28 protein-coding genes are annotated in these 26,283 nt (G+C 68.9%); 2 read left to right on the top strand and 26 right to left on the bottom strand.

Features of this window, described 5'->3' with window-relative positions:
• Positions 1–91: 91 nt before the first annotated feature.
• From AB4070_RS08065 to AB4070_RS08140, 16 genes are all read right to left on the bottom strand, one after another.
• Positions 92–1,513: a GntP family transporter gene (locus AB4070_RS08065; RefSeq protein ID WP_441979642.1), complete on the bottom strand. Its 1,422-nt coding sequence runs from the start codon at positions 1,511–1,513 to the stop codon at positions 92–94.
• Positions 1,514–1,552: 39 nt separating this feature from the next.
• On the bottom strand, positions 1,553–2,443 hold the full coding sequence (locus AB4070_RS08070) for an NAD(P)-dependent oxidoreductase (RefSeq protein ID WP_441979643.1): 891 nt from the start codon (positions 2,441–2,443) through the stop codon (positions 1,553–1,555).
• Positions 2,440–3,867 carry a four-carbon acid sugar kinase family protein gene (locus AB4070_RS08075; RefSeq protein ID WP_441979644.1) on the bottom strand — a complete coding sequence of 476 codons (1,428 nt, stop codon included), beginning with the start codon at positions 3,865–3,867 and terminating at the stop codon, positions 2,440–2,442. Before AB4070_RS08075 ends, AB4070_RS08070 begins: the two co-directional genes overlap by 4 nt.
• Positions 3,868–4,025: 158 nt before the next feature.
• A complete protein-coding gene (locus tag AB4070_RS08080) occupies positions 4,026–4,736 on the bottom strand; it encodes a FadR/GntR family transcriptional regulator (RefSeq protein WP_441979645.1) in 711 nt (236 codons plus the stop codon).
• An 11-nt stretch (positions 4,737–4,747) separates the two neighbouring features.
• Entirely contained in the window at positions 4,748–5,881 is a 1,134-nt protein-coding gene (locus AB4070_RS08085) for a UDP-N-acetylmuramate dehydrogenase (protein ID WP_441979646.1), read from the bottom strand.
• Positions 5,882–5,894: 13 nt separating this feature from the next.
• Positions 5,895–6,293, bottom strand: coding sequence for a MaoC/PaaZ C-terminal domain-containing protein (locus AB4070_RS08090; RefSeq protein ID WP_441979647.1), 399 nt, complete (start codon positions 6,291–6,293; stop codon positions 5,895–5,897).
• Positions 6,293–6,763: an FAS1-like dehydratase domain-containing protein gene (locus tag AB4070_RS08095; protein ID WP_045264659.1), complete on the bottom strand. Its 471-nt coding sequence runs from the start codon at positions 6,761–6,763 to the stop codon at positions 6,293–6,295. Before AB4070_RS08095 ends, AB4070_RS08090 begins: the two co-directional genes overlap by 1 nt.
• A 60-nt stretch (positions 6,764–6,823) precedes the next feature.
• A complete protein-coding gene (locus tag AB4070_RS08100) occupies positions 6,824–8,026 on the bottom strand; it encodes a glycerate kinase family protein (RefSeq protein ID WP_441979648.1) in 1,203 nt (400 codons plus the stop codon).
• 116 nt (positions 8,027–8,142) lie between these two features.
• Complete coding sequence (locus tag AB4070_RS08105) at positions 8,143–9,720, bottom strand: SLC13 family permease (RefSeq protein ID WP_441979649.1); 1,578 nt, start codon at positions 9,718–9,720, stop codon at positions 8,143–8,145.
• Positions 9,717–10,376, bottom strand: coding sequence for a response regulator transcription factor (locus AB4070_RS08110; protein ID WP_441979650.1), 660 nt, complete (start codon positions 10,374–10,376; stop codon positions 9,717–9,719). Before AB4070_RS08110 ends, AB4070_RS08105 begins: the two co-directional genes overlap by 4 nt.
• Before the next feature lies 1 nt (position 10,377).
• A complete protein-coding gene (locus tag AB4070_RS08115; protein ID WP_441979651.1) occupies positions 10,378–11,940 on the bottom strand; it encodes an ATP-binding protein in 1,563 nt (520 codons plus the stop codon).
• Positions 11,933–12,223, bottom strand: coding sequence for a hypothetical protein (locus AB4070_RS08120; protein WP_441979652.1), 291 nt, complete (start codon positions 12,221–12,223; stop codon positions 11,933–11,935). Before AB4070_RS08120 ends, AB4070_RS08115 begins: the two co-directional genes overlap by 8 nt.
• Positions 12,224–12,294: 71 nt before the next feature.
• The gene (locus tag AB4070_RS08125; protein ID WP_441979653.1) at positions 12,295–13,092 is read right to left on the bottom strand and encodes a sulfite exporter TauE/SafE family protein; all 798 of its coding nucleotides are present in this window, start codon (positions 13,090–13,092) and stop codon (positions 12,295–12,297) included.
• Between the two features lie 48 nt (positions 13,093–13,140).
• On the bottom strand, positions 13,141–14,688 hold the full coding sequence (locus AB4070_RS08130) for a tripartite tricarboxylate transporter permease (protein WP_113680412.1): 1,548 nt from the start codon (positions 14,686–14,688) through the stop codon (positions 13,141–13,143).
• Positions 14,688–15,257, bottom strand: a complete 570-nt coding sequence (locus tag AB4070_RS08135; RefSeq protein ID WP_441979654.1) for a tripartite tricarboxylate transporter TctB family protein — start codon at positions 15,255–15,257, stop codon at positions 14,688–14,690. Before AB4070_RS08135 ends, AB4070_RS08130 begins: the two co-directional genes overlap by 1 nt.
• Before the next feature lies 1 nt (position 15,258).
• A complete protein-coding gene (locus AB4070_RS08140) occupies positions 15,259–16,278 on the bottom strand; it encodes a Bug family tripartite tricarboxylate transporter substrate binding protein (RefSeq protein WP_441979655.1) in 1,020 nt (339 codons plus the stop codon).
• A gap of 163 nt (positions 16,279–16,441) precedes the next feature.
• Here AB4070_RS08140 and AB4070_RS08145 point away from each other — a divergent pair, with 163 nt between their 5' ends.
• Together AB4070_RS08145 and AB4070_RS08150 are read left to right on the top strand one after the other, a co-directional pair.
• Positions 16,442–17,656, top strand: coding sequence for a PAS domain-containing protein (locus AB4070_RS08145; protein WP_441979656.1), 1,215 nt, complete (start codon positions 16,442–16,444; stop codon positions 17,654–17,656).
• Between the two features lie 100 nt (positions 17,657–17,756).
• Positions 17,757–19,331, top strand: a complete 1,575-nt coding sequence (locus AB4070_RS08150) for an AMP-binding protein (RefSeq protein WP_441979657.1) — start codon at positions 17,757–17,759, stop codon at positions 19,329–19,331.
• Between the two features lie 69 nt (positions 19,332–19,400).
• Here the strand turns inward: AB4070_RS08150 and rplQ are convergent, their stop codons facing one another.
• The 10 genes from rplQ to secY form a co-directional block, all read right to left on the bottom strand.
• Positions 19,401–19,958: a 50S ribosomal protein L17 gene (gene rplQ, locus AB4070_RS08155; protein ID WP_378874237.1), complete on the bottom strand. Its 558-nt coding sequence runs from the start codon at positions 19,956–19,958 to the stop codon at positions 19,401–19,403.
• 33 nt (positions 19,959–19,991) lie between these two features.
• A complete protein-coding gene (locus AB4070_RS08160; protein ID WP_021201111.1) occupies positions 19,992–20,981 on the bottom strand; it encodes a DNA-directed RNA polymerase subunit alpha in 990 nt (329 codons plus the stop codon).
• A gap of 134 nt (positions 20,982–21,115) precedes the next feature.
• Positions 21,116–21,514, bottom strand: coding sequence for a 30S ribosomal protein S11 (gene rpsK / locus AB4070_RS08165; RefSeq protein WP_017829189.1), 399 nt, complete (start codon positions 21,512–21,514; stop codon positions 21,116–21,118).
• A gap of 31 nt (positions 21,515–21,545) precedes the next feature.
• The gene (rpsM, locus tag AB4070_RS08170; protein ID WP_017201568.1) at positions 21,546–21,920 is read right to left on the bottom strand and encodes a 30S ribosomal protein S13; all 375 of its coding nucleotides are present in this window, start codon (positions 21,918–21,920) and stop codon (positions 21,546–21,548) included.
• Between the two features lie 178 nt (positions 21,921–22,098).
• Positions 22,099–22,215 carry a 50S ribosomal protein L36 gene (rpmJ, locus tag AB4070_RS08175; RefSeq protein ID WP_005050492.1) on the bottom strand — a complete coding sequence of 39 codons (117 nt, stop codon included), beginning with the start codon at positions 22,213–22,215 and terminating at the stop codon, positions 22,099–22,101.
• Between the two features lie 64 nt (positions 22,216–22,279).
• Complete coding sequence (infA, locus tag AB4070_RS08180; RefSeq protein WP_017201569.1) at positions 22,280–22,501, bottom strand: translation initiation factor IF-1; 222 nt, start codon at positions 22,499–22,501, stop codon at positions 22,280–22,282.
• Between the two features lie 165 nt (positions 22,502–22,666).
• Positions 22,667–23,335, bottom strand: a complete 669-nt coding sequence (locus AB4070_RS08185) for a DsbA family protein (RefSeq protein WP_441979658.1) — start codon at positions 23,333–23,335, stop codon at positions 22,667–22,669.
• The gene (gene map, locus AB4070_RS08190) at positions 23,335–24,186 is read right to left on the bottom strand and encodes a type I methionyl aminopeptidase (protein WP_441979659.1); all 852 of its coding nucleotides are present in this window, start codon (positions 24,184–24,186) and stop codon (positions 23,335–23,337) included. Before map ends, AB4070_RS08185 begins: the two co-directional genes overlap by 1 nt.
• 1 nt (position 24,187) lies before the next feature.
• Positions 24,188–24,793 (bottom strand): adenylate kinase, encoded by a 606-nt coding sequence (locus AB4070_RS08195; protein ID WP_282848433.1) that lies wholly within the window; start codon positions 24,791–24,793, stop codon positions 24,188–24,190.
• Positions 24,790–26,112 carry a preprotein translocase subunit SecY gene (gene secY / locus AB4070_RS08200; protein ID WP_046747821.1) on the bottom strand — a complete coding sequence of 441 codons (1,323 nt, stop codon included), beginning with the start codon at positions 26,110–26,112 and terminating at the stop codon, positions 24,790–24,792. Before secY ends, AB4070_RS08195 begins: the two co-directional genes overlap by 4 nt.
• Positions 26,113–26,283: the final 171 nt, after the last annotated feature.

The raw sequence follows: 26,283 nt of genomic DNA on the forward strand, positions 1-26,283 counted from the left end.
GAGCGTAGCTCCCCCATCGGACGACGGCCACTGCGACCACGCATGGCGAACGGCCGCCACCCCGAGGCGACGGCCGTTCGTCGGCACGCGATCAGGCGACGGGGATCGCCGCGTACAACACCCAGGTGAGCGCGAAACCGGACACGCCGAGCACCGTGGTCAGCGGTGTCCAGGTGCGGAGGCCATCCTTGACCGGCAGCCCCAGGTACCGCGTGACCACCCAGAACCCCGAGTCGTTCACGTGACTGAGGCCGAGTGCGCCGTATCCGATCGCGACGGCGAGCAGCGCCGTGTGCACGGTGTCGAGCCCCATCGCGGCGACGGACGGCAGCAGCAGCCCAGCGGTCGTGGCGATGGCGACGGTGGCGGACCCCTGCGCAGCGCGCATGATGAGCGAGATGAGGAAGGCAGCGAGCAGCAGGGGCATCCCGCTCGAGGCGAGCACATCGGCGACCGCGCCGCCGATGCCGGTCTCGGTGAGCACGCGACCGAAGGCGCCACCGGCACCCGTCACCAGGATGATGACCGCCGCGGCCGGCAGCGCCGACTCCATGACCTCGCCGAGGTGAGAGGCCGACCAGCCGCGGCGCACGCCGAGCAGGTACATCGCGGCGGCGATCGCGACCATGAGAGCGAAGATCGGCTGGCCGACCATGCTGAGGAACCCGTTCCAGAACGTGCCCGCCTCGAACAGCGGTGCCACGGCGGTGCCGAGCATGATGAGCACGAGCGGCAGAAGGATGAGGCCGAGGACCGTGCCGGCGCCCGGCGCCTTCTCGCCCTCGCCGAGCCCGCCGGCGAGCGTCGACTTCTCCGTGCCGAAGTTGTCGTACATCTCCTTGGTGGCCGCGAGCATCGCGAACTCACGGGTGTTGATCCACTTCGCCACGAGGTAGGACAGCACCGCGAGCGGCACGGAGATCGCGAGCGCGAAGATCGTCACCCAGCCGATGTCGGCGCCGAGGATCGCGGACCCGCCGACGATGCCCGGGTGCGGGGGCACCGCGACGTGCACGGCGAGCATGATGCCGGCGACGGGGAGACCGAACTTGATCGGGTTGAGACCGGCCACCTTCGAGAAGGCGAACACGATGGGGATGAGGATGATGAAACCGGCGTCGAAGAACACCGGGATCGCCAGGATGCCGGCAGCGATGACGAGCGCGATGCCGACGCGCTTCGGGCCGAGCCAGCCGGTGAAGCGCCCGGCGAGCGACTCGGCACCACCGGACAGCTCGATGATCTTGCCGAGCATCGACCCGAGGGCGACGAGCACCGCCACCGAGCCGAGCGTGCCGCCGACACCGGCGATGATCGCCTGGATGACACCGAGCTGCTCGGGGGTGTCCCCGTCGGCGGGGATCGTGGTCAGCGGCAGACCTGCCGCGATGCCGACGATGATCGATACGAGGATGAGGGCGTAGAACGCCTGCATCTTGAACCGGATGATGAGCAGGAGCAGCAGGCCGAGGCCCGCCAGGCCGATCAGGATGAGGATCGGAAGAGGAAGCATCTCTGGATCTCTTCTTTCAGTGAGGGCGCGACGTCGCGCTCAGGACAGTCGTTCGGGTGCGACGACGCGGATGACGGCGGAGTCGTCCAGGGCGCCGAGGCCCTGTGCTTCGCCGAGGAGGAACAGCTGCTCGGCCGCGGCGGCGACCGGCGTGGACAGGTGTGCACGGCGGGCGGCGTCGCCGACGATGCCGAGGTCCTTGACGAAGATGTCGAGGCGGCTGAGCACCTCGGCGCCGTCCTCGTCGTACGCCTGCAGGGCACGCGGGCCGCGGTTGCCGAGCATGAAGGAATTCGCAGCACCGGCTGTGAGCGCGTCCAGCGTGCGGGCGCGGTCCAGCCCGAGGGCGTCGGCGAGCGCGAGCGCTTCCGCGGCCGCGGCGATGTGCACGCCGCAGAGGAGCTGGTTGACGGTCTTCAGCGCCTGGCCGTCGCCGGGCTTGTCGCCGACGATGGACAGCGTGGAGGCGAGCTGGTCGAGCACGGGGCGTGCCGTCTCCAGAGCGCTCGGCGTGGCGCCGACGACGATGAGGAGTTCGCCCTCCCCCGCCCGGACCGGTCCGCCGGAGAGCGGGGCGTCCACGAGCTGCGCACCGTGCGCGGCGAGCTGTGCGGCGATCGCATCGATGCCGTCAGTGCCCACCGTGCTGGTGAGGATCACGACCGCACCCTCGGCGAGGTGCGGGGCGAGCCCGTCCTCACCGAACAGCAGGGCGTCGAGCTGCGCACCGGTGCGCACGGCGACCAGCACCGCGTCCGCAGCGTCGACGGCGTCGGCCGCGGACGATGCCGGCGTCACACCCGCCTCCGCCGCGAGAGCGACGCGTTCGGCGGCGATGTCGAAGCCGCGCACGGCGAAGCGCTCGGCGAGGCGGGTGGCCATCGGCAGCCCCATGGCGCCGAGTCCGATGACAGCGACGGTGGATGTCATGAGTGTCCTTCCGGGTTGTTTCCATCGTCGCCTGCGAGAGTGGCGACGACGGTGACGAGGGAGTCCGCGTCGCCGACGTTGCCGGCGAACACGACGTACGGGATGCCGACCGCGGGGCCGGTCTCCGGCTGCCACAGCGAGACGAGGCCGGGCAGCATGGGGCCGAGCACGGTCGCCCGGCGGATCTCGAGCGCTTCACTGGCGACGTCGCTCGAGGTGATGCCGCCCTTCGCGATGACGAAGCGGGGCGGCGCGATGGCGAGCACTCGACGCACGAGGTCGACCACTCCGCTGGAGATGCGGCGGGCGATCGCGAGGCTCTCCTCACCGTCGGCGCCCGTGACGAGCTCGCGGGTGGTGTGCACGATCACGGTACCCGTGGCGAGGGCGTCGGCGACGGCGTGCGCCTGCGTCTCGAGGTGGGTCTCGCGATCGGGCCCGATGAGGGCGCGCACGTCGAGCTCGATCGTGCGGGTGTTCGGTCGAGCTGCCGTGAGGGCCTCGAGCTGGGCGGTGGTGAGCGGCACGTGGCTTCCGACGACCACGAGACCGCCGCGGTCGTGCGCGAAGGGGATGTCGTCCGCGCGCACCGGCTCGGCGATCTCCTGCCCGATGTGCGCGCGCACGTATGGCGGGCCGACCCGGAGGAGCACGTCGCGGTCCCGCAGACGGTGCAGTGCGAGCGCGACCACACGCATGTCGGACTCCTCGACCACGTCGACCGCGACGACCGTGCCGTCGGTCAGGGTTGCGAGGAAGCCGGCCACGGCGTCCACGCCCGCGCGGATGGTGCGGATGTCGAGGCCCGCGACCGCGGACGCCGGGATGCGTCCACCCGTCTTCTCGGCGACCCATTCGCGCAGGTCGGAGGAGCCGTAGCCGAAGGTCGCATCGGCCGCGAAGGGGGTCTCGCCCACCGGGGTGGCCTCGCCCCCGGTCACCCAGTAGTGCACGGAGTCGACCGTGATGCGGCCGGCGTCGGGGAATGCGGGCACGAGCAGGGTCAGCGCGGGGGCGCGGCCGGTGCGGGATGCGATCTCCGCGGAGAGGACGTCGGTCTCGAGCGGGAAATGCCCGCGCAGCGTCGAGTCGCCGCGCGAGACGAACGTGACACGCCGCCCCTGGGCCTCGGCGGCGGCGAGAGCCACGTCGACGATCTCGCGGTTGCGGGCCTCCGCGGCGTCCTCGTCGAGCGACCGGGTGTTCGTGAGCACGTATACCGCGGCGGCGCCGGTGGCGAGTGCCTGGTCCAGGTCGGCACGCTCCCACCGGGTGAGGACGGGGAGGTTCGCGACCGACTGCGTGCCGGTGGGGTCGTCGTCCAGGACGACCAGGACGTCCGTGGAATCGACCTCCGCGCGCACCTCGGCCGCGGTGACGGCGACGGGTGCGGGCAGGGAGGCCAGCAGGTCGTCGATGTGCACACGAACTCCTTCGTTCAGGGAGATGGCCCGTGGTGGGGGCCACGGACCAGGGGAATCTGCGTCGTTATCCGATATCAGATAACGACGAGCGTACCGGAATGAGGCCCGTGGTGAAAATCGAGCTCGCCAGGGGTGCAGCCACCGGGATCCGGCCGGGATCAGCTCTTGTGCACGTAGCGCAGCAGATCATCGCGCGTCTGGCGCATATGACTGCGCATGGCCTTGCGCGCGGCAGCACCAGATCCGGTCCGCATCGCGTCGAGCACAGCCGCGTGCTCGGCGAGGGCGTGCTCACGGATATCGGAGACGGCGCTGGTCTCACTACGGGTCGCCTGCAGCATCGTCGTCAGAGGCCGCATCGAGGCGACCAGGATGCGATTGTCCGCTGCGCGGATGATCACGTCGTGGAAGGCGAGATCGGCGGCGACGAAGCCGTCGACGTCCGTGCGCTCGTGAGCGGCGTGCATCTCCTCGAGCAGCGTCCGCATCTCGTCCAGCTGCTCTTCGGTGCGTCGGCTCGCAGCGAATTCCGCCGCGCCGGTCTCGAACATCATGCGCATCTCGAGCATCTCGAGCGAAGAGCGCTCGCGTGCCCCGGCACTCTGCGCGTGCCGTACGACGGCGTCGAGTCCCGTCCATTCCTCCGTCGGGGCGATGCGGTGCCGGGTGCCGGGCACCGCGACGATGACCCCCTGCGCCTGCAGCAGTCGGACCCCCTCGCGCATGGTGAGCCGCGAGACCCCGAACTGCTCCGCGAGCTCCCCCTCGGGAGGCAATGGCTGTCCTGCTTCGAGGCGGCCGGCGATGATGTCGTCCAGCAGTCCGTCGACGACGGCCTGCGTCCGCGATACCCGCTCGACCTTGGTCATGGATCGACGCCTCAGAGCTCGACGCCGACGAGTACGGGCTCCGGCTGCAGCACGAGACCGAACTCGGCATGCACCCTGCTCTGGATGAAGCGGGCGAGCTCGGCGACCTCGCCCGCGGTCGCGCCACCTCGGTTGGTCAGAGCGAGCGCGTGCTTCGTCGACACGGATGCGCGGGAGTGCGGCAGCTTGAACCCCTTGCGGATGCCTGCCTGCTCGATGAGCCACGCCGCGCTCACCTTGACGTCGGAGACGGTGGCCGGCTTCGACAGCGGCACCTGCCCGTCGTAGGACGCGAGCGGGATGACGGTCACGGCGTCGAGGTCGGGCGCGACCGGCCACCGCGGGCATTCCGGCGGCAACGCTGCGGCCACGGCCGCCGTCACGATCGCGTTCTGGAAGAACGAGCCGACGCCGTGGGTGTCCGGGTCCTCCGCATCGAGCAGCATGCCCTTCGATGCCCGAGTAGCCAGGATGCGCTCCCTCACCCAGCCCAGCGGGACCGGAGTGTCGTCCGTGAGGCCGAGCGCCCGACGCAGCTGCTCGCCGCGCACCACGCGCTCACCGGCGACCAGCAGGTCGACCGTCACCGAGAGGATCACGGCGCGGCGCAGCGGCACGCTGCCGTGGTGATGCTTGAGCACCGAGGTGCGGAAGCCCAGCCCGAGTTCCGCGGCGGGAACGGTCAAGACCTCGCCGGTCGCTTCGTCGATCAGCTCGACCTCGACCAGCGTCTCCTGGATCTCCTGGCCGTACGCGCCGATGTTCTGCACGGGGGCCGCGCCGACGGTGCCGGGAATCCCGCTCATGGCCTCGAGACCCGCGTAGCCGTGCGCGACCGCATAGCCGACGAAGTCATCCCAGCCGTGTCCGGCCTGCGCGCGCAGTCGGATGCGACCCGCGTGCGGGGACGGGAGCTCTTCGATGCCCTCGGTGCGCACGCGGATGACCGTGCCCTCGAACGGCTCGTCGCCCACGAAGAGATTGGATCCGCCGCCGAGGACGAACCACTCGTCGCCTCGCGCCCAGGTCTCGCGCAGAGCCTCGACCAGTCCGGCAGTCGTCGTCGCCTCGAACATCCGCTCCGGCGCCGCGCCCGTGCGCAGTGTGGTCAGCTCCGCGAGCCGGACCGCCTCGATCTCCCGCATCAGACCGTCCTCATCAGACGGCGACGCGCAGCTGCGCCTTGACGAGCACGGTCGTGTCGCCGAATGTGACCTTGAGGTCGATGCGGGCGACCTCGTCGTCGACGGCGCCTACGGTGGCCACGACGGTGACGTCGGCGCCATCGACCGGGTCGACCACGACGGGCTTGGTGAAGCGCACGCCGTAATCGAGGATGCGCGTCTCCGGTGCGAGCGCGGCGACGACCACCGACGAGGCGATGCCCATCGTGAGCATGCCGTGCGCGAGCACGCCGGGGAGGCCGACAGAGGCCGCCACGTCGTCGCGGTAGTGGATGGGGTTGAAGTCCCCGGATGCTCCCGCATAGCGGACGAGCGATTCGCGGGTGAGGTGCACGGTGCGCTCGGCGACCACGTCTCCGACCGTGTAGCCCATCAGGCGGCCCCCTCTTCCTCGGCGCTCGGCTCGGCGCCGACGAGCAGCACACTGGTGGCTGTCACGACGTGGGCTCCCGCCGGGTCGGTGATCTCGGCCTCGCTGGTGATCATCGCGTTCCCGCCCATCATGCGGATGCCGGTGACCCGCAGCTGCGCGGTGAGCTCATCTCCCGCGACGATCGGGCGCGTGTAGGTGAAGCGCTGCTCTGCGTGGATGGTGCGCTCGAGCGCGATGCCCGAGTCCTCCTGCCCCAGCAGCTGCTGAAGCGTGAGGTCTTGGATGACCATCGCGAACGTCGGTGGCGCCACGACGTCGGAGAAGCCGGCAGCGCGGGCAGCCTCGACGTCGGTGTGCTGCGGAGCGTCGGCGAAGACCGCACGAGCGAACTCGCGCACCTTCTCACGACCGACGAGGTACGGGGCCGTCGGCGGGAACTCCCGGCCGACCAGTTCTTGGTTCACTGCCACCCCTCGATCCTACCGAGGCCGCGCCGTGCGTCAGGCCCGCAGCCGGCGCTCAGGCACGCTTCAGGCGGCCCGCGCCGACATCGCCGATCCGAGCAGCACCATCCGCATGCTGCGCTCCGCGGCGTCTCGCAGCAGCGCTTCGCCCTGCTCCACCGCCTGTTCGAGGGGCATCGGCACCGTGAGGATCGAGGCGATCGCGTCGATGCCGATGTCGTGCACGGTCGGAGCACCGACGCCCAGAGACCCGGCGATTCCGAGCACGGGGACGCCGGCGACGCGGGCGCGCATGGCGATCTCGGCCGGCACCTTGCCCCGCGGAGTCTGGAAGTCGATGGCGCCTTCCGCTGTGATGACCAGGTCCGCCATGGCCATCAGACCGTCGATGGGCTCGGGCAGCAGGTCGCTGTCGAGCAGCACCTCGAAGCGCGGAGCGAGACGGGCGCCGAGCACTGCGGCCAGTCCGGCCCCGAGACCGCCCGATGCGCCAGTGCCTCCGCCGGTGCGCACATCCATCGCGGCACCGAACGGGCTCTGCTCCTCGAGGAGGGCGGCCCAGATGTCGAGCGCCTCGGCCAGCTGCTCCACCTGCTCCGGTGTCGCCCCCTTCTGCGGCCCGAACACCCTGGCGACGCCGCGCGGACCGCACAGCACGTTGTGGATGTTGCACGCCAGCACGATCTCGACTTCGCCGATGCGCGGATGCAGGCCCGCCAGATCGAGGTGCACCGCCTCCTTGAGGTGCCGACCGCCCGCGGCCACAGGCGCGCCATCGCGGTCGAGGATGCGCGCCCCGAGGGCTTCGAGCGCGCCCGCGCCGCCATCGCTCGTACCCGAGTCGCCGCAGCCGACCACGATCCGCTCGGCCCCCGACTCCAATGCGGCCGCGATCAGCTCGCCGACACCGTGGGTCGTGGTCGCGCCGGGGTCGCGGCGATCGCGGGGCACGAGTCGCAACCCCGCGGCGGATGCCATCTCGACCACGGCAGTTCCCGACCCGCGCCCTCCGAGTCGCGCCCACTGGGCATCGACCGCGTCACCGACGGGCCCCGTCACCCTGGCGGCGATGAGCTCGCCGCCCGTCGCCGCGGCGAGCGCGGCTGCCGTGCCCTCCCCGCCGTCCGGCACCGGATACTCGTCCACCTGCACACCGGGGATGACCCGACGCACACCGGCGGCGATCGCCTGGGCGACGGCCTCGGCGCTCAGGCTCTCCTTGAATCCGCTGGGTGCGACCAGGATGCGCTGCGGGATGTGGATGGACATGGTTCCTCCTTCTGCGCCCGAACGGGCGACGAGCGCCCGGTGTGCGGGCACGACGAGCACCGGTGCACCGGCGGCGCACGCGGAGTGAAGCGGGTGGGTGAACGGGGCGCTGCGGGTCAGAGCAGCAGAGGCAGCCCCATCGACGGCCATACCCAGAGGGCGAACACCGCGACGAGCACGAACATCGCGGGAGCCAGTACCACCGAGAGCCGACGCAGATCCGACGGGCTGAAACCGCCGCTGACGATGTCGGGGTCTGCGAACATCGCGACCGGCTTGGCCGAACTGGGAAGCGTGTGGCAGAAACCGGCAGCCGCGGTCGAGGCGAAGGCTGCAGCCATCGGGGAGACGCCGACGGCGGGAGCGAGCGCGATAACGACGGGGATGATGGCCGCGGAGCGCGCCGACCGCGAGGGGATCAGCAGATGCGCCGCCGTCGAGATCGCGATGACGACGAGCACGAAGGCCACGGCCCCGGCAGCGCCGAGTCCACGCAGCGGCGCAAGGGCCGATGAGCTCAGCCATGCGGCAGCACCCGTGGTGGTGAGCGCGGACGCCAACGCGAGGGTCGCCGCGAGGAACAGCAGCAGCGACCACGGCACGCGCTTGATCGCGGCGGGGAACGCCAGGCAGCCGATCCCCGGCGTCACGGCGGTGACAGCCCCGAGGAGCGCGACCAGGGCGGGCGACAGGTGGTGCAGCGGCTCGGTGGCCCAGAGCAGGATCACCGCGCCCAGCAGCAGGGCGGCTCGTCGCTCCAGGGTGCTGAGCGGCCCGGTCACAGCCGTCGTCGCGGACTGGCCGATCTCCGCAGTGCTCAGTCGAAGACGTGTGGTGCGGTCCTCCCTCCTGGTGAAGCGCCAGAGGATGATCTCGCACGCCAGATGCGACGACACCACGGCGAGCGGCAGTCCGAGCCAGAGCCAGCTCGAGAAGGTGAAGCCCTCCTCCCCTGCGGCGCGCAGCAGCTGGTCCGTGACGATGTGCGCTCCGGCCCCGAGCAGCGAGCCGACAGCCGACAGCAGCACCACGGTCGGCATCAGGAGCGCCAGCGCACGGATCACCCTGTCGCGTCCGGGAAGCGCTGTGGCGACCGCGGTGTGCACGGGGACGGCGAGCGCCGCCCGCCCTGACGTCGCCGGTACGGCGAAAGCGGTGAGCGTGAGCGCGACCGTCACGAGGTGGAACAGGCTCCGTGGACCCCGCGCGAATCGCAGCAGGTGGGCCGCGCCACGCAGGGCGAGCCCAGAGGTGGCCACCGCGGAGGCGATCACGAACGCCCCGATGAGCAGCCAGATGGTCTCGTCGCCGAGCGAGGCGAAGAAGTCGCGTGCCGGCAGCACCCCGGTGACGATCAGGGCGATCGCGGCGAGGAAGGCGACGAGCGTGTCGTCCAAACGCGTCGATGTCCATGCCCATACGGCAAGCAGGAAGACCGCGAGCGTCACCGCGATCGGCAGGGTGGGCGCGCTGCTCCCCGGCGATCGGGTCAGCGCGGCCAGGAGCATCCCGCCCCCGGCCGTCAGCACGAGTCCGAGCACGGCGACGCGGAGCGCACCCGCGGGCCCGAGCCGCTGGCTCACGGATCGGCGTCCGACGGGCAGCGGACGACGCTCGGGCGGCGTCGTCGCGAAGCGTGCCCGCTCGACCACCGCCTCCTCCACGGGAGACGTGTTCTCGGAACGAGTGTTCATCGGAATCGGTATCCCGCCCCGCGCACGGTCTCGATGCGGTCGACGCCGATCTTGCCGCGCAGCGCCCGCACGTACACGTCGACCACGTTGGAGGCCGGATCGAAGTCCATCCCCCAGACGTGACCGATCAGCTGGTCGCGCGACAGCACCTGGCCCGCGTTCTGCAGGAACACCTCGAGCAGCGCGAACTCACGCGACGTGAGTTCGCGCATGTCGCCGTCGACCGTGACGGTGCGGGCCCGCACATCGACCCGCACATCGCCGTGACTGAGCACCGAACCGGCAGTCCGCCCCTCGCCGTCTCCGATGCGCAACCGCACACGCGCGATCAGCTCGGCGAACTGGAAAGGCTTGGTGACGTAGTCGTTGGCCCCGCTCTCCAGGCCGCGCACGGTGTCGATGACCGAATCGCGGGCGGTGAGGATGATCACCGGCGTCGCGACGCCCTCACCGCGCAGGTTCGCGAGCACGTCGAAGCCGTCCATGCCCCCGAGGCCGATGTCGAGCAGCACCAGGTCGAACGTGCCACTGCGCGCCATCAGCAGGGCGGTGTGCCCGTCGGCCGCCTCCGCGGTCTCATATCCCGCTGAGCGCAGACCCCGCCGCACGAACGAGGTGATGTGCGGGTCGTCTTCGGCGATCAGGATGCTGCGCATCTCACTCGCTCCTCTCTGACGCGGACCGGGGCCGCGCGGTGGTCGGGGCGGGGATGTCGATGCCGAAAGTGGCGCCCTCCCCGAAGACGCTGTCGACCCAGGCCGAGCCGTCGTGACCGTCGGTGATCGCGCGCACGATCGCGAGTCCGAGCCCCGAACCGCGGCGTGCGCCGGAACTGTCTCCTCGGGCGAAGCGCTCGAAGATGCGCTCGGCGTCAGCCGCTGCGACCCCGGGGCCGCTGTCACGCACCCACAGCCGCAGTCGGCGTTCCCCGCCGTCGCCGTCGAAGCGCGAGCCGATCAGGATGCGGTCGCCCTGTTCCGTGACCTGCACCGCGTTCGCCGCGAGCTGCAGCACGGCCTGGGTGACCCGCTGCGGGTCGAGAGACGCTGCGCCTTCCGCCACCTCCATGAGCTGCCAACGGCGATCACCGAGGTTCTGCGCCTTGGCCTCGATGTCGAGAGTGAGGGCGGCGACGTCGCACTCCGCGATCCGCACGAAGTCGGGCTGCTCGGCGCGGGCGAGGACGAGCAGGTCGGTCACGATGCGGCTCATCCGGTCGAGCTCGTCGCTCACGAGTCGCAGGGTCGCCGCCCGCTCCTCCGGCTCCTCGCTCAAGAGCTCCAGCTGCCCGCGGACGATCGTGATCGGCGTGCGCAGCTCGTGCCCGGCGTCGTCGACGAACCGCTGCTGCGTGGCGTGCACGGCTTCGAGGCGGTCGAGCATCTGGTTGAAGGTGGTGGCCACGGCGGCGATGTCGTCCGTCCCGTCGACAGGCACCCGCGCGGAGAGATCGTGCTCGCCGATGTCGCGGGCGACGCGGTACACCTCACGCACGGGTGCGAGGATCTGGCCAGCCACGAGCCAGGCGACGCCTGAGCTGAGCACGATGCCGATCAACGCGACCCACGCGATCGTCGTGAACCCGGCATCGACCTGAGACCGCGCTTCCTGCGTGTACTGCACGATCAGGACGGCACCGGTGCGGTCGCCTGCGGTGAACTCCAGCCGACCCCAGCGCAGGGGCCCCGCCTCCGGTGCCTCCATCGCACCGGAGGTCGCCGACTGGCCGAGCAGACCGGTCACGAGCGCTTCTCCCCCTGGCACGGCGGAGAGCGCGGCAGGATCCGTCGCCTCCACCCGTCCGTTCGCGACAGCGATCACCTCGCCGCCGACGGACGCGACCACGACCTCGTTCTCGTGCACGGACTGACGAGCGACGTACTCGCTGACAAGGTCCTCCGGGGTGGTGTGACCGCTGACCGCGGCGTCCTCCGCGAAACGGACGAACTCCGCGGCCTCCTGCTCGATCTCCGCGTTGGCCGACTGCTCGACGCCCGCGAGGAAGATGCTCCGGCCGATCATGCCGACCGCGAGCAGCGTGATCGCGGTGCTGAGGATGATCCACAGGGTGATCCGCCAGCGTGCGGGCAGGGTACGGCGGCGCAGCGTCCGCAGCGGGGCACCGGTCGATGCGGAGACGCGACGGATCGTTCGCGCATTCCGCGGCGCCGCGGAGCCGGCCCCCTCGAGGTCGAGGGGCAGCGTTGGCGCCTCAGTCATCGTCGCCGCCGTCGTCGTCATCGTCGTCATCTGCGGGCGGTGCCGGTGGCGCGGGAGCAGGAGCCGGAGCGGGCGGCGGGGCAGGAGCGGGAGCCGGTACGACCGGAGCAGGTGCGGGCGCCGGTTCCTCGCTCGGCGCCGGCGGTGCCAGCTGCACCGTGACGGGCTCGGAGGGGATCTGCGGCGACGGCGGCATCTGCGCAAGCACGACGCTTCCGACCGCGAAGGCGACCGGGATCGCGATCAGCACGCCGGTGGCGAGGAGGCGTCGTGGGGTGGGCATGTCCCCAATGATGCCCGTCGATGATGATGCGCAGATGAGCCGTGGATGAAGATCCTTTCATCCACGCGGACTCAGGCGCGCTTGCGACCCTTGATCGCCTTGATCGCCATCTGCACGGCGATCACGACCAGGTATGCCGCGAACAGCATGTTGCCCAGCGTGGGGTCGACGATGGTGGCCAGCCACGCGCCGAGAGCGGTGGTCGTGCAGGCCGAGACGCCGATGAGCAGCGCGGCCAGCAGATCGACGTTGCGGTTGCGGACGTTCCCCACGGTGCCCGAGATCGCCGTCGGGATCATCATGAGCAGCGAGGTGCCCTTGGCGACCAGGTCGCTCGTGCCGAAGGCCAGCATCAACACGGGGACGACGATCACCCCACCGCCGACGCCGATCAGCCCGGCGAGGATACCGGTGCCGATGCCGACTCCGACGAGAGCGATTCCGGTGATCCAGGTGAGTTCGAAGGCGGCATCGCGCGACGGGATCACGAGGAAGAGGCTGACGATCACGACGACCAGGAAGCCGACGAAGCCCCAGCGCAGGGCGGTCTGCGAGATGCGCGGCAGCAGTCGTGTGCCGATCTGCGCGCCCACCACAGCACCTGCGGCGAGGATGATCGCCGGGATCCAGGCCACCGATCCGGTCGTCGCGTACGAGATCACTCCCACGCTGGCGGTCGGCACGATCGCGGCGAGCGAGGTGCCCGCTGCAAGGCGCTGATCGAAGTGCAGCAGGAGCACCAGCAGCGGGACGATGACCGTGCCGCCTCCCACGCCGAAGAGACCGGAGAGGAGGCCGGCGAGAAGGCCGATCCCGATGAACGCCGTGTAGGCACGAGGCCCTCGTGCGGGGGCCTGGACATCATTCACCGGATCAGCCTACTCGCGGCCTCCTGTCCTCTCGAATCCACTCCCGGATCAGACCTCGGAGTCCGCCTTGATCGGCACGGCGATCGACTCGGTCAGCGCCTGCTCATACCGGCGCTGACGGCGTCGCAGCCACAGGCCTCCGACGATCAGCAGTGCGAGCACCCCGTAGGCGATGGCGGCGAACGGCTGCATGACCAGCGTGCTCAGGTCGCCCTGACTCAGCTGCAGTGCCTTGCGCAGCTGCTCCTCCGCCATCGGTCCGAGGATCATCCCGACCACGAGCGGCGCCACGGGGTATCCGTATCTGCGCATGAAGTAGCCGAGGATGCCGACGATCAGCAGGATCACGATGTCCGACGGCGAGCTGTGCAGCGCATACGCACCGAAAACCGCGAACAGCAAGATGCCCGCGTACAGGTACGGCCGCGGGATCTGCAGCAGCTTCACCCACATGCCCACGAGCGGAAGGTTGAGCACGATCAGGATCACATTGCCGATGTAGAGGCTCGCGATGAGCGCCCACACCAGGTTCGACTGGCTCTCGAACAGGAGCGGCCCCGGCTGGATGCCGTACGACTGGAACGCCGTGAGGATGATCGCCGCGGTCGCCGTGGTCGGCAGGCCCAGGGTGAGCAGAGGCACCAGCACACCGGCCGCGGCGGCGTTGTTGGCCGACTCGGGCCCGGCGACGCCCTCGATCGCGCCGCGCCCGAACTCGTCCTTGTGCTTCGACAGCTTCCGCTCTGTCGCGTAGGACAGGAACGTGGCCACGTCCGCGCCACCGGCGGGGATCGTCCCGATCGGGAACCCGATCGCGGTGCCCCGCAGCCAGGGCCTCCAGGACCTGCGCCAATCGGACTTCGTCATCCAGGACCGCCACCCGCGGGTGACCGGGATCACGTCGATGCCCCCGTGTCGCAGCCGGGCCGCGATGTAGAACGTCTCCCCGACCGCGAACAGCCCGACGGCGACCAGCACGATGTCGACGCCGTCCGACAGCGCGGGCAGACCCAGCGTGTAGCGCTGCTGCCCGGAGAGCCAGTCGGTGCCGACGAGTCCGAGGAACAGGCCGACGCCGAGCGAGAGCATCCCGCGCGAGATCGAGCTGCCGATCAGCGCACCGACAGTGATGAAGGCGATCACGATGAGGGCGACGTAGTCGGCGGGTCCGAGATTCACCGCGAACTGCGCGAGCAGCGGCGCGAGGAGGGTCAGCCCGAGGGTCGCCAGCGTGCCGGCGATGAACGATCCGATGGCAGCGGTGGCGAGGGCGGCAGCACCGCGTCCCATCCTGGCCATCTTGTTGCCCTCGATGGCTGTGACGATCGAGGCCGACTCCCCCGGGGTGTTCAGCAGGATGCTCGTGGTGGAGCCGCCGTACATGCCGCCGTAGTAGATGCCGGCGAAGGTGATCAGTGCGGCGGCAGGATCGAGCGTGTAGGTGAGGGGCAGCAGCAGCGCCACCGTCATGGCGGGGCCGATACCGGGGAGCACGCCGACCGCGGTGCCGACGAAGACCCCGAGGAAGGCGAAGGCGAGGTACTCGGGCTGCAGCGCGGTCGCGAAGCCCTCCAGGAGCAGAGTCCAGCTGTCCATCAGAACATCCTTCCGAGCCAGCCGAGAGCCGGGCCCCACGGCAGCGACAGACCGAGCAGACCGCCGAAGACGATCTGGATCACGAGCGCCACGACGATGCCGACGAGGAATGCCATCCACCACCGCTTGGCGGCGAGCGACCACGCCACCCCGCCGAACAGCAGGGCCGCGGCGGGTGCCCATCCGAGGGGTTCGATGAGCAGCAGGTGCGCGACGACGAGCCCGGCCAGCTTGGCGAGGGTGACCCAGTCGGTGGGCAGACTCTCATCGATGTCTTCCGCCTCTTCGGCACCGCCGCGCTCCCCGCGCAGCACGCCGACGAGCACGGCGACCGCTGAGGCGAGCAGGATCACGGAGACGAAGATCGGGAAGACCGTGGGGCCGGCCTTCATGCCGACGGGGACATGGATCAGGAAGATGCCGACGACGGCGAAGACACCGAGCGCGACCATGATTCCGGCGAACACGAGTTCGCCGACGGGGACGGAGGGAGAGCGGCGTGCGGGCCGACCGCCGTGGTCGACCCGCACCCCCTGCTCCCCGGTCCCCGACGATGCGGGGACCGTCATGTCACTGCACCAGACCGATGTTCTTCAGCGTCGCGGTGACCTCGTCGATGTTCCCCGTGAGGAACTCGTCGAACTCCTCGCCCACCAGGAACGCGTCGGTCCACCCCTTGGTCTCGAGCTGCTCCGTCCAGGCTTCGGACTCGTGCAGTTCGGTGATCACCCGCACGAGCTCGTCCTTCTCGCCGTCGGAGATGCCGCCGGGGGCGATCACCCCGCGCCAGTTGGTGAGCACCACGTCATAGCCCTCTTCGGTGATGGTCGGCACGTCGGGAAGCTGCGACACCGGCTCGTCGCTCGACACCGCCAAGGCCTTGAGCGCGCCGCTCTCTACGTGCTGGGCGAACTCGCCCACCCCCGAGATGCCCGCAGCGACCTTGCCGCCGATGAGCAGCGGAACAGCCTCCCCGCCGCCGGAATTCGGGGTGTAGTTGAGTTTCTCCGCGATCTCGGCGCCGTCGAGCCCGGCCTCCTCGAGCATGAGTCCGGCGAGGATGTGGTCGGCGCCGCCCGCGGAGCCGCCCGTGATCGTGACGGACTGGCCGTTGTCGACGATGTCCTCCACGAGGTCTTCCAGGGTGTCGTACTTCGAGTCCGCCGGCACCACCACGACGAGCGGTTCGTCGGTGAGTCGGGCGATCGGGGTGGTGTCCTCGATCCGCACCGCCGAGGCGTTGGTCTCGACCGCGCCGACCATGACCAGGCCCATCACCATCAGCGTGTTCGGGTCCTTCTCGTTCGCGAGTTGCGCGAGACCGACCGTGCCGCCCGCGCCGCCGACGTTGGTCACGGGAGCGGAGGTCACGAGGTCGTCCTGGGTGAGCACCTGCGACAGGGCACGTCCGGTCTGATCCCATCCACCGCCCGGGTCCGCCGGCACGACGATCGAGACGTCGGTGATCGCGGCGACCTCGGCGTCCCCTCCCCCGTCGTCGGTCGCTGCGCTGCCTCCGGCGCACGAGGTGAGTGTGAGTGCGGCCACCGCGGCCAGCGCGGTCCACGTTCCGATGCGTGCGTTCTTCATGTGCGCTCCTCCTTGAGCGTTCGTGATGCTGTGGATCCACCATGAAGGTCGGAGTGCCCGTGCTCCAGCTTCGGAAACCATTGGTCGGAGTTTCGGAACTATTGGTCGCGAGCGGCTCCCGACCCCGCTCGCGCCCCACTCGTGGAGAGGCCAGAATGAGCACGTGGCCTCGAAGATGACGCTCCGCGTGCAGTTGCTCGTGCTGCAAGCGCTGATCGTGTTCCTGGTGACCCTGGCGACCGGCATCGTGGCCGGTGCATTCCAGGAGCAGGCGCTGCGTGAGGCGTACAAGGATCGGATGCAGGCCGTCGCGCAGTCGATCGCCGCGCTCCCCACGGTGCACGCGGCCTTCGACGATGTCGAGCCGTCCGCCGCGATCCAGCCCATCGCCGAGGTCATCCGCGAGGCGTCCGATCTCGCCTACGTCGTCGTCGCCAATGAGGACGGCATCCGCTACTCCCACCCGAACCCCGACCGCATCGGAGAGAAGGTCTCCACCGACCCGTCGATCCCGCTCTCGGGCGAGATCTACGTCGGCACGCAGACCGGCACGCTGGGCACCTCCTGGCGGGTGAAGGTGCCCATCCGCGACGACGACGGCGATGTGATCGGGACCGCGTCCGTCGGCATCCTCGAGTCGGAGCTCAGCGAGGAGTTCTCGTCCAACCTCGTGTGGCTGATCTCCGCCATGCTGGCCGCCGCAGTGCTCGGGGTGTTCGGATCGGCGTGGGTGACTTCGATCATCCGTCGGCGCATCTACCGTCTCGAGCCGCATCAGATCGCCGCCCTCGTCAAGAACCAGGAGACGACGCTGCACGGTCTGAGCGAAGGGGTCATCACGGTGGACGACGGCGGACGGATCACGCTCGTGAACGACGCCGCCGCCCGTTTCCTGGGCCGAGATGCGGCTGACCTCGACGGCGAGCCCGCCGCCGACGCGCTGGGCGAGGAGCTCACGACCGTGCTCCGAGAGGGCGAGTCCGCCGGACGCCCGGTGATCGTGGGGTCGCACGTGCTCGTCGCCCGGAGCACCGGAAGCGATGCGGACACCGGAGGGATCGGTGCGACGCTCCTGCTGCGCGACCACACCGAACTGCACGACGTGGTCCGCCGGGTGGAGGCGGCGGATGCCATCATCGCCTTCCGGCAGCGGCTCGGCCTGCCCAAGGGCCTCAGCGCTGAGACGCTCGACCGTGTCTCCGCCGCCCTCGTCGCCCGCCCCGATGCGTCGGCGACCGAGATCGGCGAAGACCTCGACATCTCGCGCGTCAGCGCCCGCCGCTACCTCGAGCACCTCGCCGCGTCCGGCAGCGCGACGCGCTCCCTGGACTACTCGACCAAGGGCCGCCCGAGCACCCGGTATCGCGCCGCCGTCTGACTCGCGGGTGCACCGCTTCCCCTGGGACGCAGTGCCATTGTGTGCGACACTGGATCGCATTCGACGACGTCGTCAGCCTGCCCGGATCGAAGGAGATCTCATGGTTCGCAGTACCTATCCCGATGTGGAGATCCCCGAGGTCTCCATCCACCAGTTCCTCTTCGGCGACCTCACCAACGCCGAACTCGACACCGTCGCTCTCGTCGACGGCATGAGCGGCGCGACCACCACCTATCGTCAACTCGTCGGGCAGATCGATCTGTTCGCGGGCGCTCTCGCGGCTCGCGGAGTGGGTGTGGGGACGACGGTCGGGATCCTCTGCCCGAACGTCCCGGCGTTCGCCACCGTGTTCCACGGCATCCTCCGCGCCGGGGCGACGGCCACCACGATCAACTCCCTCTACACCGCGGAGGAGATCGCGAATCAGCTCACAGATGCCGGCGCGACCTGGCTCGTGACCGTCTCCCCGCTCCTCCCCGGAGCTCAGGCCGCTGCCGAGAAGCTCGGCTTCGACGCCGATCATGTGATCGTGCTCGACGGCGCGGAGGGACACCCCTCGCTCGCTGCGCTCCTCGGCGAAGGGCACCCGGCACCGGACGTGTCCTTCGACCCGTCCACCCACCTCGCCGTGCTCCCCTACTCCTCGGGAACGACCGGACGCCCGAAAGGCGTGATGCTCACGCACCGCAACCTGGTCGCCAACGTGTCGCAGTGCGGCCCGGTGCTCGGCGTCGATGCGAGCGACCGGGTGCTCGCCGTCCTGCCCTTCTTCCACATCTACGGCATGACGGTGCTGCTGAACTTCGCACTGCGACAGCGCGCCGGACTCGTCACGATGCCGAAGTTCGACCTTCCCGAGTTCCTGCGCATCATCGCCGAGCACCGCACCACCTGGGTATTCGTCGCGCCGCCGATCGCCGTGGCCCTCGCGAAGCACCCGATCATCGACCAGTACGACCTCTCCTCGGTGAAGGTCGTCTTCTCCGGTGCCGCCCCTCTGGACGGAGCGTTGGCCTCGGCGGTGGCCGACCGGCTGGGCTGCATCGTCACCCAGGGATACGGCATGACCGAGACCAGTCCCGCGGTGAACCTCACCTCCGAGACACGCACCGACATCGACCGTTCGAGCATCGGTCCCCTCGTTCCGAACACGGAAGCACGCCTCGTCGACCCCGAGTCAGGCGAAGACGTCGCGGTGCCCGAGTCGGGAGCGAGCGAGCCCGGTGAGCTGTGGGTGCGCGGCCCCCAGGTGATGGTCGGGTACCTCAATCGTCCGGATGCCACGGCGGAGATGCTCGACGCCGATGGCTGGTTGCACACCGGCGACGTGGCGACCGTCACGCACGACGGCATCTACCGGATCGTCGACCGGCTCAAGGAGCTCATCAAGTACAAGGGCTACCAGGTGGCGCCCGCCGTGCTGGAAGCCGTGCTGCTCGAGCACCCCGCCATCGCCGATGCCGCCGTCATCGGTGCCTTCGATGAAGACGGGCAGGAGGTGCCGAAGGCGTTCGTCGTCCGTCAGCCGAGCGCCGACCTCGATGCCGAGGCGGTCATGGCGCACGTGGCCGCACACGTGGCACCGCACGAGAAGGTCCGGCAGGTGGAGTTCATCGATGTGATTCCCAAATCGAGCTCGGGGAAGATCCTGCGCAAGGATCTGCGCGCGCGTTGACGACGTCGCCCCTGACACGGAGAAGCCCGCCACCCCGAAAGGGTGGCGGGCTTCTCCGTGAGCGAGTGCTTACTCGGACTTCTTCTCGACAGCGTCCTCGGCAGCAGCCTCAGCGGCTTCGCCTTCGGCCTGCGACTCGGCGCCGGCCTCGACGGTCTCGTCGGCGGGAGCCTCCTCAGCGGGAGCCTCCTCGACGACCTCAGCCGGCTCCTCCGCCTTCTCGGCCTTCGGAGCGGCGGCCTTCTTGGTCGACTTCGCCTTCGGGGTGACGGGCTCGAGGACGAGCTCGATCACGGCCATCGGAGCGTTGTCGCCCTTGCGGTTGCCGACCTTCGTGATGCGGGTGTAGCCACCCTCACGGTCCGCGACGAGCGGCGCGATCTCGGAGAACAGGACGTGCACGACTTCCTTGTCACCGATGACCGACAGCACGCGACGACGCGCGTGCAGGTCGCCACGCTTGGCGAACGTGATCAGTCGCTCGGCGAGCGGACGAAGGCGCTTGGCCTTGGTCTCGGTCGTCTTGATCGACTTGTGGGTGTAGAGCGCCGCCGCGAGGTTGGCAAGCATCAGGCGCTCGTGGGCGGGGCCGCCTCCGAGGCGGGGACCCTTAGTGGGCTTGGGCATAATCGTCTAACTCCTGGTCAGAAAGGTCGGGTATCAGAAGGACTCGTCTTCGCTGCCGCCGTAGAAGTGGGCGCCGTCGAAACCGGGCACCGAATCCTTGAGCGACAGACCGAGCGAGATGAGCTTGTCGCGCACCTCGTCGACCGACTTCTGGCCGAAATTGCGGATGTTCATGAGCTGCGTCTCCGACAGGGCGACGAGCTCGGAAACGGTGTTGATGCCCTCACGCTTCAGGCAGTTGTACGAGCGGACCGACAGGTCGAGGTCCTCGATCGGCATCGACAGCTCGCTGGAGTTCACTGCCTCCACCGGCGCCGGGCCGATCTCGATGCCCTCGGCCTCGACGTTCAGCTCGCGGGCGAGACCGAACAGCTCGGTGAGCGTCTTCGCAGCCGAAGCGACGGCGTCGCGGGGGCTGATCGCCGACTTGGTCTCGACATCCAGGACGAGCTTGTCGAAGTCGGTGCGCTCCCCGGCACGGGTCGCGTCGACGCGGTAGCTGACCTTGAGGACCGGCGAGTAGATCGAGTCGATCGGGATCTGACCGGCCTCGGCGTACTCGTTGCGGTTCTGCGTCGCCGAGACGTAGCCACGGCCACGCTCGATGGTGAGCTCGAGCTCGAACTTCGCGGTGTCGTTCAGCGTCGCGATGACGAGCTCGGGGTTCTGCACCTCGACACCGGCCGGAGCCGAGATGTCAGCGGCGGTGACTTCGCCCGCACCGGTCTTGCGCAGGTACGCGGTGATGGGCTCATCGCGCTCCGACGAGACGACGAGCTGCTTGATGTTGAGGATGATCTCGGTGACATCCTCCTTCACGCCGGGGATGGTGCTGAACTCGTGCAGCACGCCGTCGATGCGAACGCTGGTGACAGCAGCACCGGGGATCGACGACAGCAGGCTGCGGCGCAGCGCGTTGCCGATCGTGTAACCGAAGCCGGGCTCCAGAGGCTCGATGATGAACCGGCTACGGTTCTCGACGATCTTTTCCTCGGTCAGTGTGGGACGCTGTGCAATAAGCACTCTGTGTTCCTTTCGATCACATGCCCGCTATATGACATGTGGTGGGGTGAGGTTTTGAGTTGTGGAAATCGATGCCCGCACGCGGGCGTCGAGCCGCTCAGGCCGCGAAGGGGCCGAGCGGCTCGACACGCGAATCAGACGCGGCGACGCTTCGGCGGACGGCAGCCGTTGTGCGCCTGCGGGGTGACGTCCTGGATCGAACCGACCTCGAGGCCAGCGGCCTGGAGCGAACGGATCGCGGTCTCGCGGCCGGAGCCCGGACCCTTCACGAGGACGTCGACCTTCTTGACGCCGTGCTCCGCAGCCTGACGGGCAGCGGACTCGGCAGCCATGCCGGCGGCGTACGGGGTCGACTTGCGGGAGCCCTTGAAGCCCACGCCACCCGACGAAGCCCAGGCGATGACGGCGCCGGACGGGTCGGTGATCGAGACGATCGTGTTGTTGAACGTCGACTTGATGTGGGCCTGGCCCAGCGCGATGTTCTTCTTTTCCTTGCGGCGCGGCTTGCGCGCGGCGGCCTTGGGTGCAGCCATGAAAGTGTTCTCCTAGTCCCTGGGGCCGCGCTTAGCGGGCCTTCTTCTTGCCTGCGACGGTGCGCTTCGGGCCCTTGCGGGTACGGGCGTTGGTCTTGGTGCGCTGACCACGGACCGGGAGACCACGACGGTGGCGGATGCCCTCGTAGGAGCCGATCTCGACCTTGCGGCGGATGTCTGCTGCAACCTCGCGGCGCAGGTCACCCTCCACCTTGTAGTTGCCTTCGATGTGGTCGCGGAGGGCGATCAGCTGGTCGTCGCTGAGGTCCTTCACGCGGATGCTCTCGTCGATGTCCGTCGCCTTGAGGATCTCGACCGAGCGGGTACGGCCGACGCCGTAGATGTAGGTAAGGGCGATCACCACGCGCTTGTCGCGCGGGATGTCAACGCCGGCAAGACGTGCCATGCGGTTCTCCTGGGTGTTGTGGAGGTGTGGAACAGGATCGGTGCCCGGGCCTCCGCCCCGAGGTGTCCCCCGCTTCCGCGGGTTCTGATCCTGCCGTTGTGTCTTCAGTTGTGAGATGTGCGTGAGCGATGCCGCACAGCGCGGGCCCGTCGATCAGACCGGCGGTCCCGCCAGGGACTCAGCCCTGGCGCTGCTTGTGACGCGGGTTGCTCTTGCAGATCACCATGACGCGGCCGTGACGGCGGATCACCTTGCAGTGATCGCAGATGGGCTTGACGCTGGGGTTGACCTTCATGATGTTTCCTGTTCGCTGTCTTCGTACCGCCCCCGGCAGGGGCAGGCCGTTACTTCTCGACCGATCAGCGGTAGCGGTAGACGATACGGCCGCGGGTCAGGTCGTAGGGGCTGAGCTCCACGACCACGCGGTCCTCGGGGATGATGCGGATGTAGTTCTGCCGCATCTTGCCGGAGATCGTTGCAAGGACCTTGTGTCCGTTGCTGAGCTCAACGCGGAACATCGCGTTGGGCAGAGCCTCGGAGATCACGCCCTCGATCTCGATGACACCGTCTTTCTTAGCCATAGCCTCGCTGACGCTTCTGCAGATCGGTCGATCTGCGGTGGGTGATGGGATTGCGGTGCTGCGCCGCCGGACACGCCGAATCAAGGCACAAAGCACCAAAGATCTATGTTAGACGCTCCGGAGCCATCCGGCAACTTGACCGCGTGCGGCGGACGAGCAGCCGGTTCAGCTGATCAGGTCGGTGAACTTCTTCAGGTCGGCCTGGTCCTGCAGGTTGAGGCGGGTGCCGTTGATCTCGACGGTCGGCGTACCGCCGATCTCGTGCGACTTCGCCTGGGCGGCACCGAACTTGCGGTACGTCTCATCGGTGATGCACGACACTGCGTCGTCCGCGCCGACCTGCGTCGCGAAGCCCGCGAGCTGGTCGTTGGTCAGACCCGAGGTGTTCTCCGCGGGCTGGTTCTCGAACAGCGTCTTGGCGAAGTCGAGGTACAGCTCCGGGTTCGACTCGGCGACGCACACCGCAGCACCGGCCGAGCGCGACGAGTACTCGGTCCCCTGGGAGAACCGGTCGAGGATCGCGATGGGGTGGTACTCGAGGGTGATACGACCGTCGGCCGCCGCAGCCTCCAGCTGTCCACCGAACTGGTCCTCGAAGGTCTTGCAGACCGGGCACTGGAAGTCGACGAACACCGCGATCGTGTCTTCGCCGTCCCCGAACGAGATCGCTCCGGTCTCGGAGTTGAACGTGTCGTTGGCCTTGGGCGTCGCACCGGGCGCAGTGGCCTGGTTGTTGAGGAACACCACGAGACCGCCGATCGCCACCAGCACCACGACGACGGCGATCGAGACGCCGATCGCGAACCAGTTGGTGTTGCTCTTCGCCGCTGCCATTACTTTCCGATCTCTCGAGGCTCTACCCCGAACGGGGCGAGTCCGGCTCTTCCACCATCGGGCGCAGTCAGCACCCAGATACCCCCATCATGCAGGGCGACGCTATGTTCCCAATGGGAGCCGTCCGCACCGTCCACCGTCGTGACGGTCCAGTCGTCCTCCTCGATGAAGGTCGCATCTCCGCCGGCGGTGACCATCGGCTCGATCGCGAGCACGAGACCGGGTTTCACCTCTTCACCACGGTCGGGCGTGCGGTAGTTGAAGACGCTGGGTGCCTCGTGCATCTTGCGCCCGATGCCGTGGCCCACGTACTCGCGCAGGATGCCGTAGGGCTCGCCGGAGACCGCTGAGGGCCCCTGAGCCTCGATGTAGTCCTGGATGGCCGCACCGATCTCGTCGATGGACGACACGGACGCCATGGCTGCGATCCCCGCCCACATCGACCCCTCGGTGACGCGGGAGAGCTCCTCGCGGCGGGCGACGAGCTCCGGCCGCTCCGGGTCGGGCACGACGACCGTGATCGCACTGTCGCCGTTCCATCCGCGGAACTGCGCACCGCAGTCGACCGACACGATGTCACCGGACTGGAGCACGCGCTCCCCCGGGATCCCGTGCACGACCTGCTCGTTCACGGAGATGCAGGTCGTGTGGTGATAACCGCGCACCAGCTGGAAATTCGACTCGGCGCCGCGGGCGAGGATCGTGCGGTTCGCCACGGTGTCGAGTTCGAGGGTGGTGACTCCGGCCTTGATCAGCGGGCGGACGGCATCCAGTGCCGCTGCCGTGATCAGCCCGGGCTCCACCATGGCCCGCAGCTGAGCCGGGGTCTTGTAGATCGACCGGCGGAACATCTCAGGAGGTGGAGACCGCTGGGCGCAGGCCGCGCGCGGCCAACGCCTGAGCGATGCGCTCGGTGATCTCGTCGAGCGAGCCGACGCCGTCGATGCGGTCGACGATGCCCTTGGCGCCGTAGACCTCGAGGATCGGGGCGGTCTCGTTCTCGTAGATGTCGAGACGGTGACCGATGGCCTCGGGGGTGTCGTCGGAGCGTCCCTGCTCGGTCGCACGGAGCGTCAGACGCTCCAGGCTCTCCTCGCGCGGCACGTCGAGGAGGATGACGGCGTCGAGCGCCTCGCCCCGCTCGGAGAGGAAAGACTCGAGGTGGGCCACCTGTGCGGTGTTGCGCGGGTAGCCGTCGAGGAGGAAACCATGCGCGGCGTCCTCCTGCGACAGACGGTCGCGCACGATCTCGCTGGTCAGCTCGTCCGGAACGAGGTCGCCCTTGTCGAGGATCGCCGTGACCTGCTGGCCGAGGGGCGTTCCCTCTTTGATGTTCGCGCGGAAGATGTCGCCGGTCGACACGACCGGGATGCCGTAGGACTCGGCGATCCGCACGCCCTGCGTGCCCTTGCCGGAGCCCTGCGGGCCGACGATGAGAAGACGTGCGGAAGCTGTCATCGGAGGAGCCCTTCGTAGTGTCGCTGCTGCAGCTGCGCATCGATCTGCTTGACCGTCTCGAGACCCACACCGACGATGATGAGGATCGAGGCGCCGCCGAACGGGAAGTTCTGGTTGGCGCCGACGGTGGCCAGGGCGATGAGCGGGATGAGCGCGATCAGACCGAGGTAGAGGGAGCCGGGAAGCGTGATGCGGGTGAGCACGTAGTCGAGGTACTCGGCCGTCGGACGCCCCGCACGGATGCCGGGGATGAACCCGCCGTACTTCTTCATGTTGTCCGCGACCTCGACCGGGTTGAAGGTGATCGCCACGTAGAAGTACGTGAAGCCGATGATCAACAGGAAGTAGGCGGCCATGTACACGGGGCTGTTGCCGGTCGTGAAGTTCGTCGTGATCCAGGTCACCCAGGCGGCCGGAGTCGATCCGTCCTGCGGGGTGTTGAACTGCGCGATGAGAGCCGGGATGTACAGCAGCGACGAGGCGAAGATCACGGGGATCACACCCGCCATGTTCACCTTGATCGGGATGTAGGTGTTCGTGCCGCCGTAGGTGCGTCGACCGACCATGCGCTTGGCGTACTGCACGGGGATCCGTCGCTGGGATTGCTCGACGAACACGACGAGCCCCATCACGATGATCCCGACCAGGAGAACCAACAGGAAGACCTCGAAGCCCTTGGTCTGCCAGATCAGACCCATGGCGCCGGGGAACGTCGCGGCGATCGAGGTGAAGATGAGCAGCGACATGCCGTTGCCGATGCCGCGCTCGGTGACGAGCTCGGCGAACCACATGATCAGACCGGTACCGGCCGTCATCGCCATGATGATGAGCAGCTGCGCCCACCACACGTCATTCGTCAGCAGCTGCTGGCAGGCAGCGAGGTCCGTCGTTCCGAAGAGCTGGCCGCTGCGCGCCACCGTGACGAGAGTCGTCGACTGGAGCAGCGCGAGGGCGATCGTGAGGTAACGCGTGTACTGCGTCAGACGGGCCTGACCGGCCTGTCCTTCCTTGTGCAGCGCCTCGAAGTGCGGGATGACCACGCGCAGGAGCTGCGTGATGATCGTCGCGGTGATGTACGGCATGACACCGAGCGCGAAGATCGACAGCTGCAGCAGTGCACCACCGGAGAACAGGTTGACCAGCCCGAGCAGGCCATCGGTGCCGGCGTTGGCGGCGAGACACTCCTCGACGTTCGGGAAGTCCACGAACGGAGCCGGGACGTTGGAGCCGAGTCGGTAGATCGCGACGATGGCGAGAGTGAAACCGATCTTCCGCCGCAGGTCTGGGGTGCGGAAGATCCGCGCGATGGCGCTAAACAAGGACGTTCCTCCTGAAAAGGTTGCCGATTCCCGAAGGACGGCTGAAAGACCAGGGTAACGCAAACCGGGCTTCCCGGAATTCGCCACCGATACCAGGCCCGCCGGATGCGGCCCCAGAGCAAGGTCTCGGAGTGTGAAACCACAAGAGGGGCCGGAGAATCTCCGGCCCCT

This window comes from Microbacterium sp. 2RAF4, from assembly GCF_052115285.1.
Classification (GTDB): domain Bacteria; phylum Actinomycetota; class Actinomycetes; order Actinomycetales; family Microbacteriaceae; genus Microbacterium; species Microbacterium oxydans.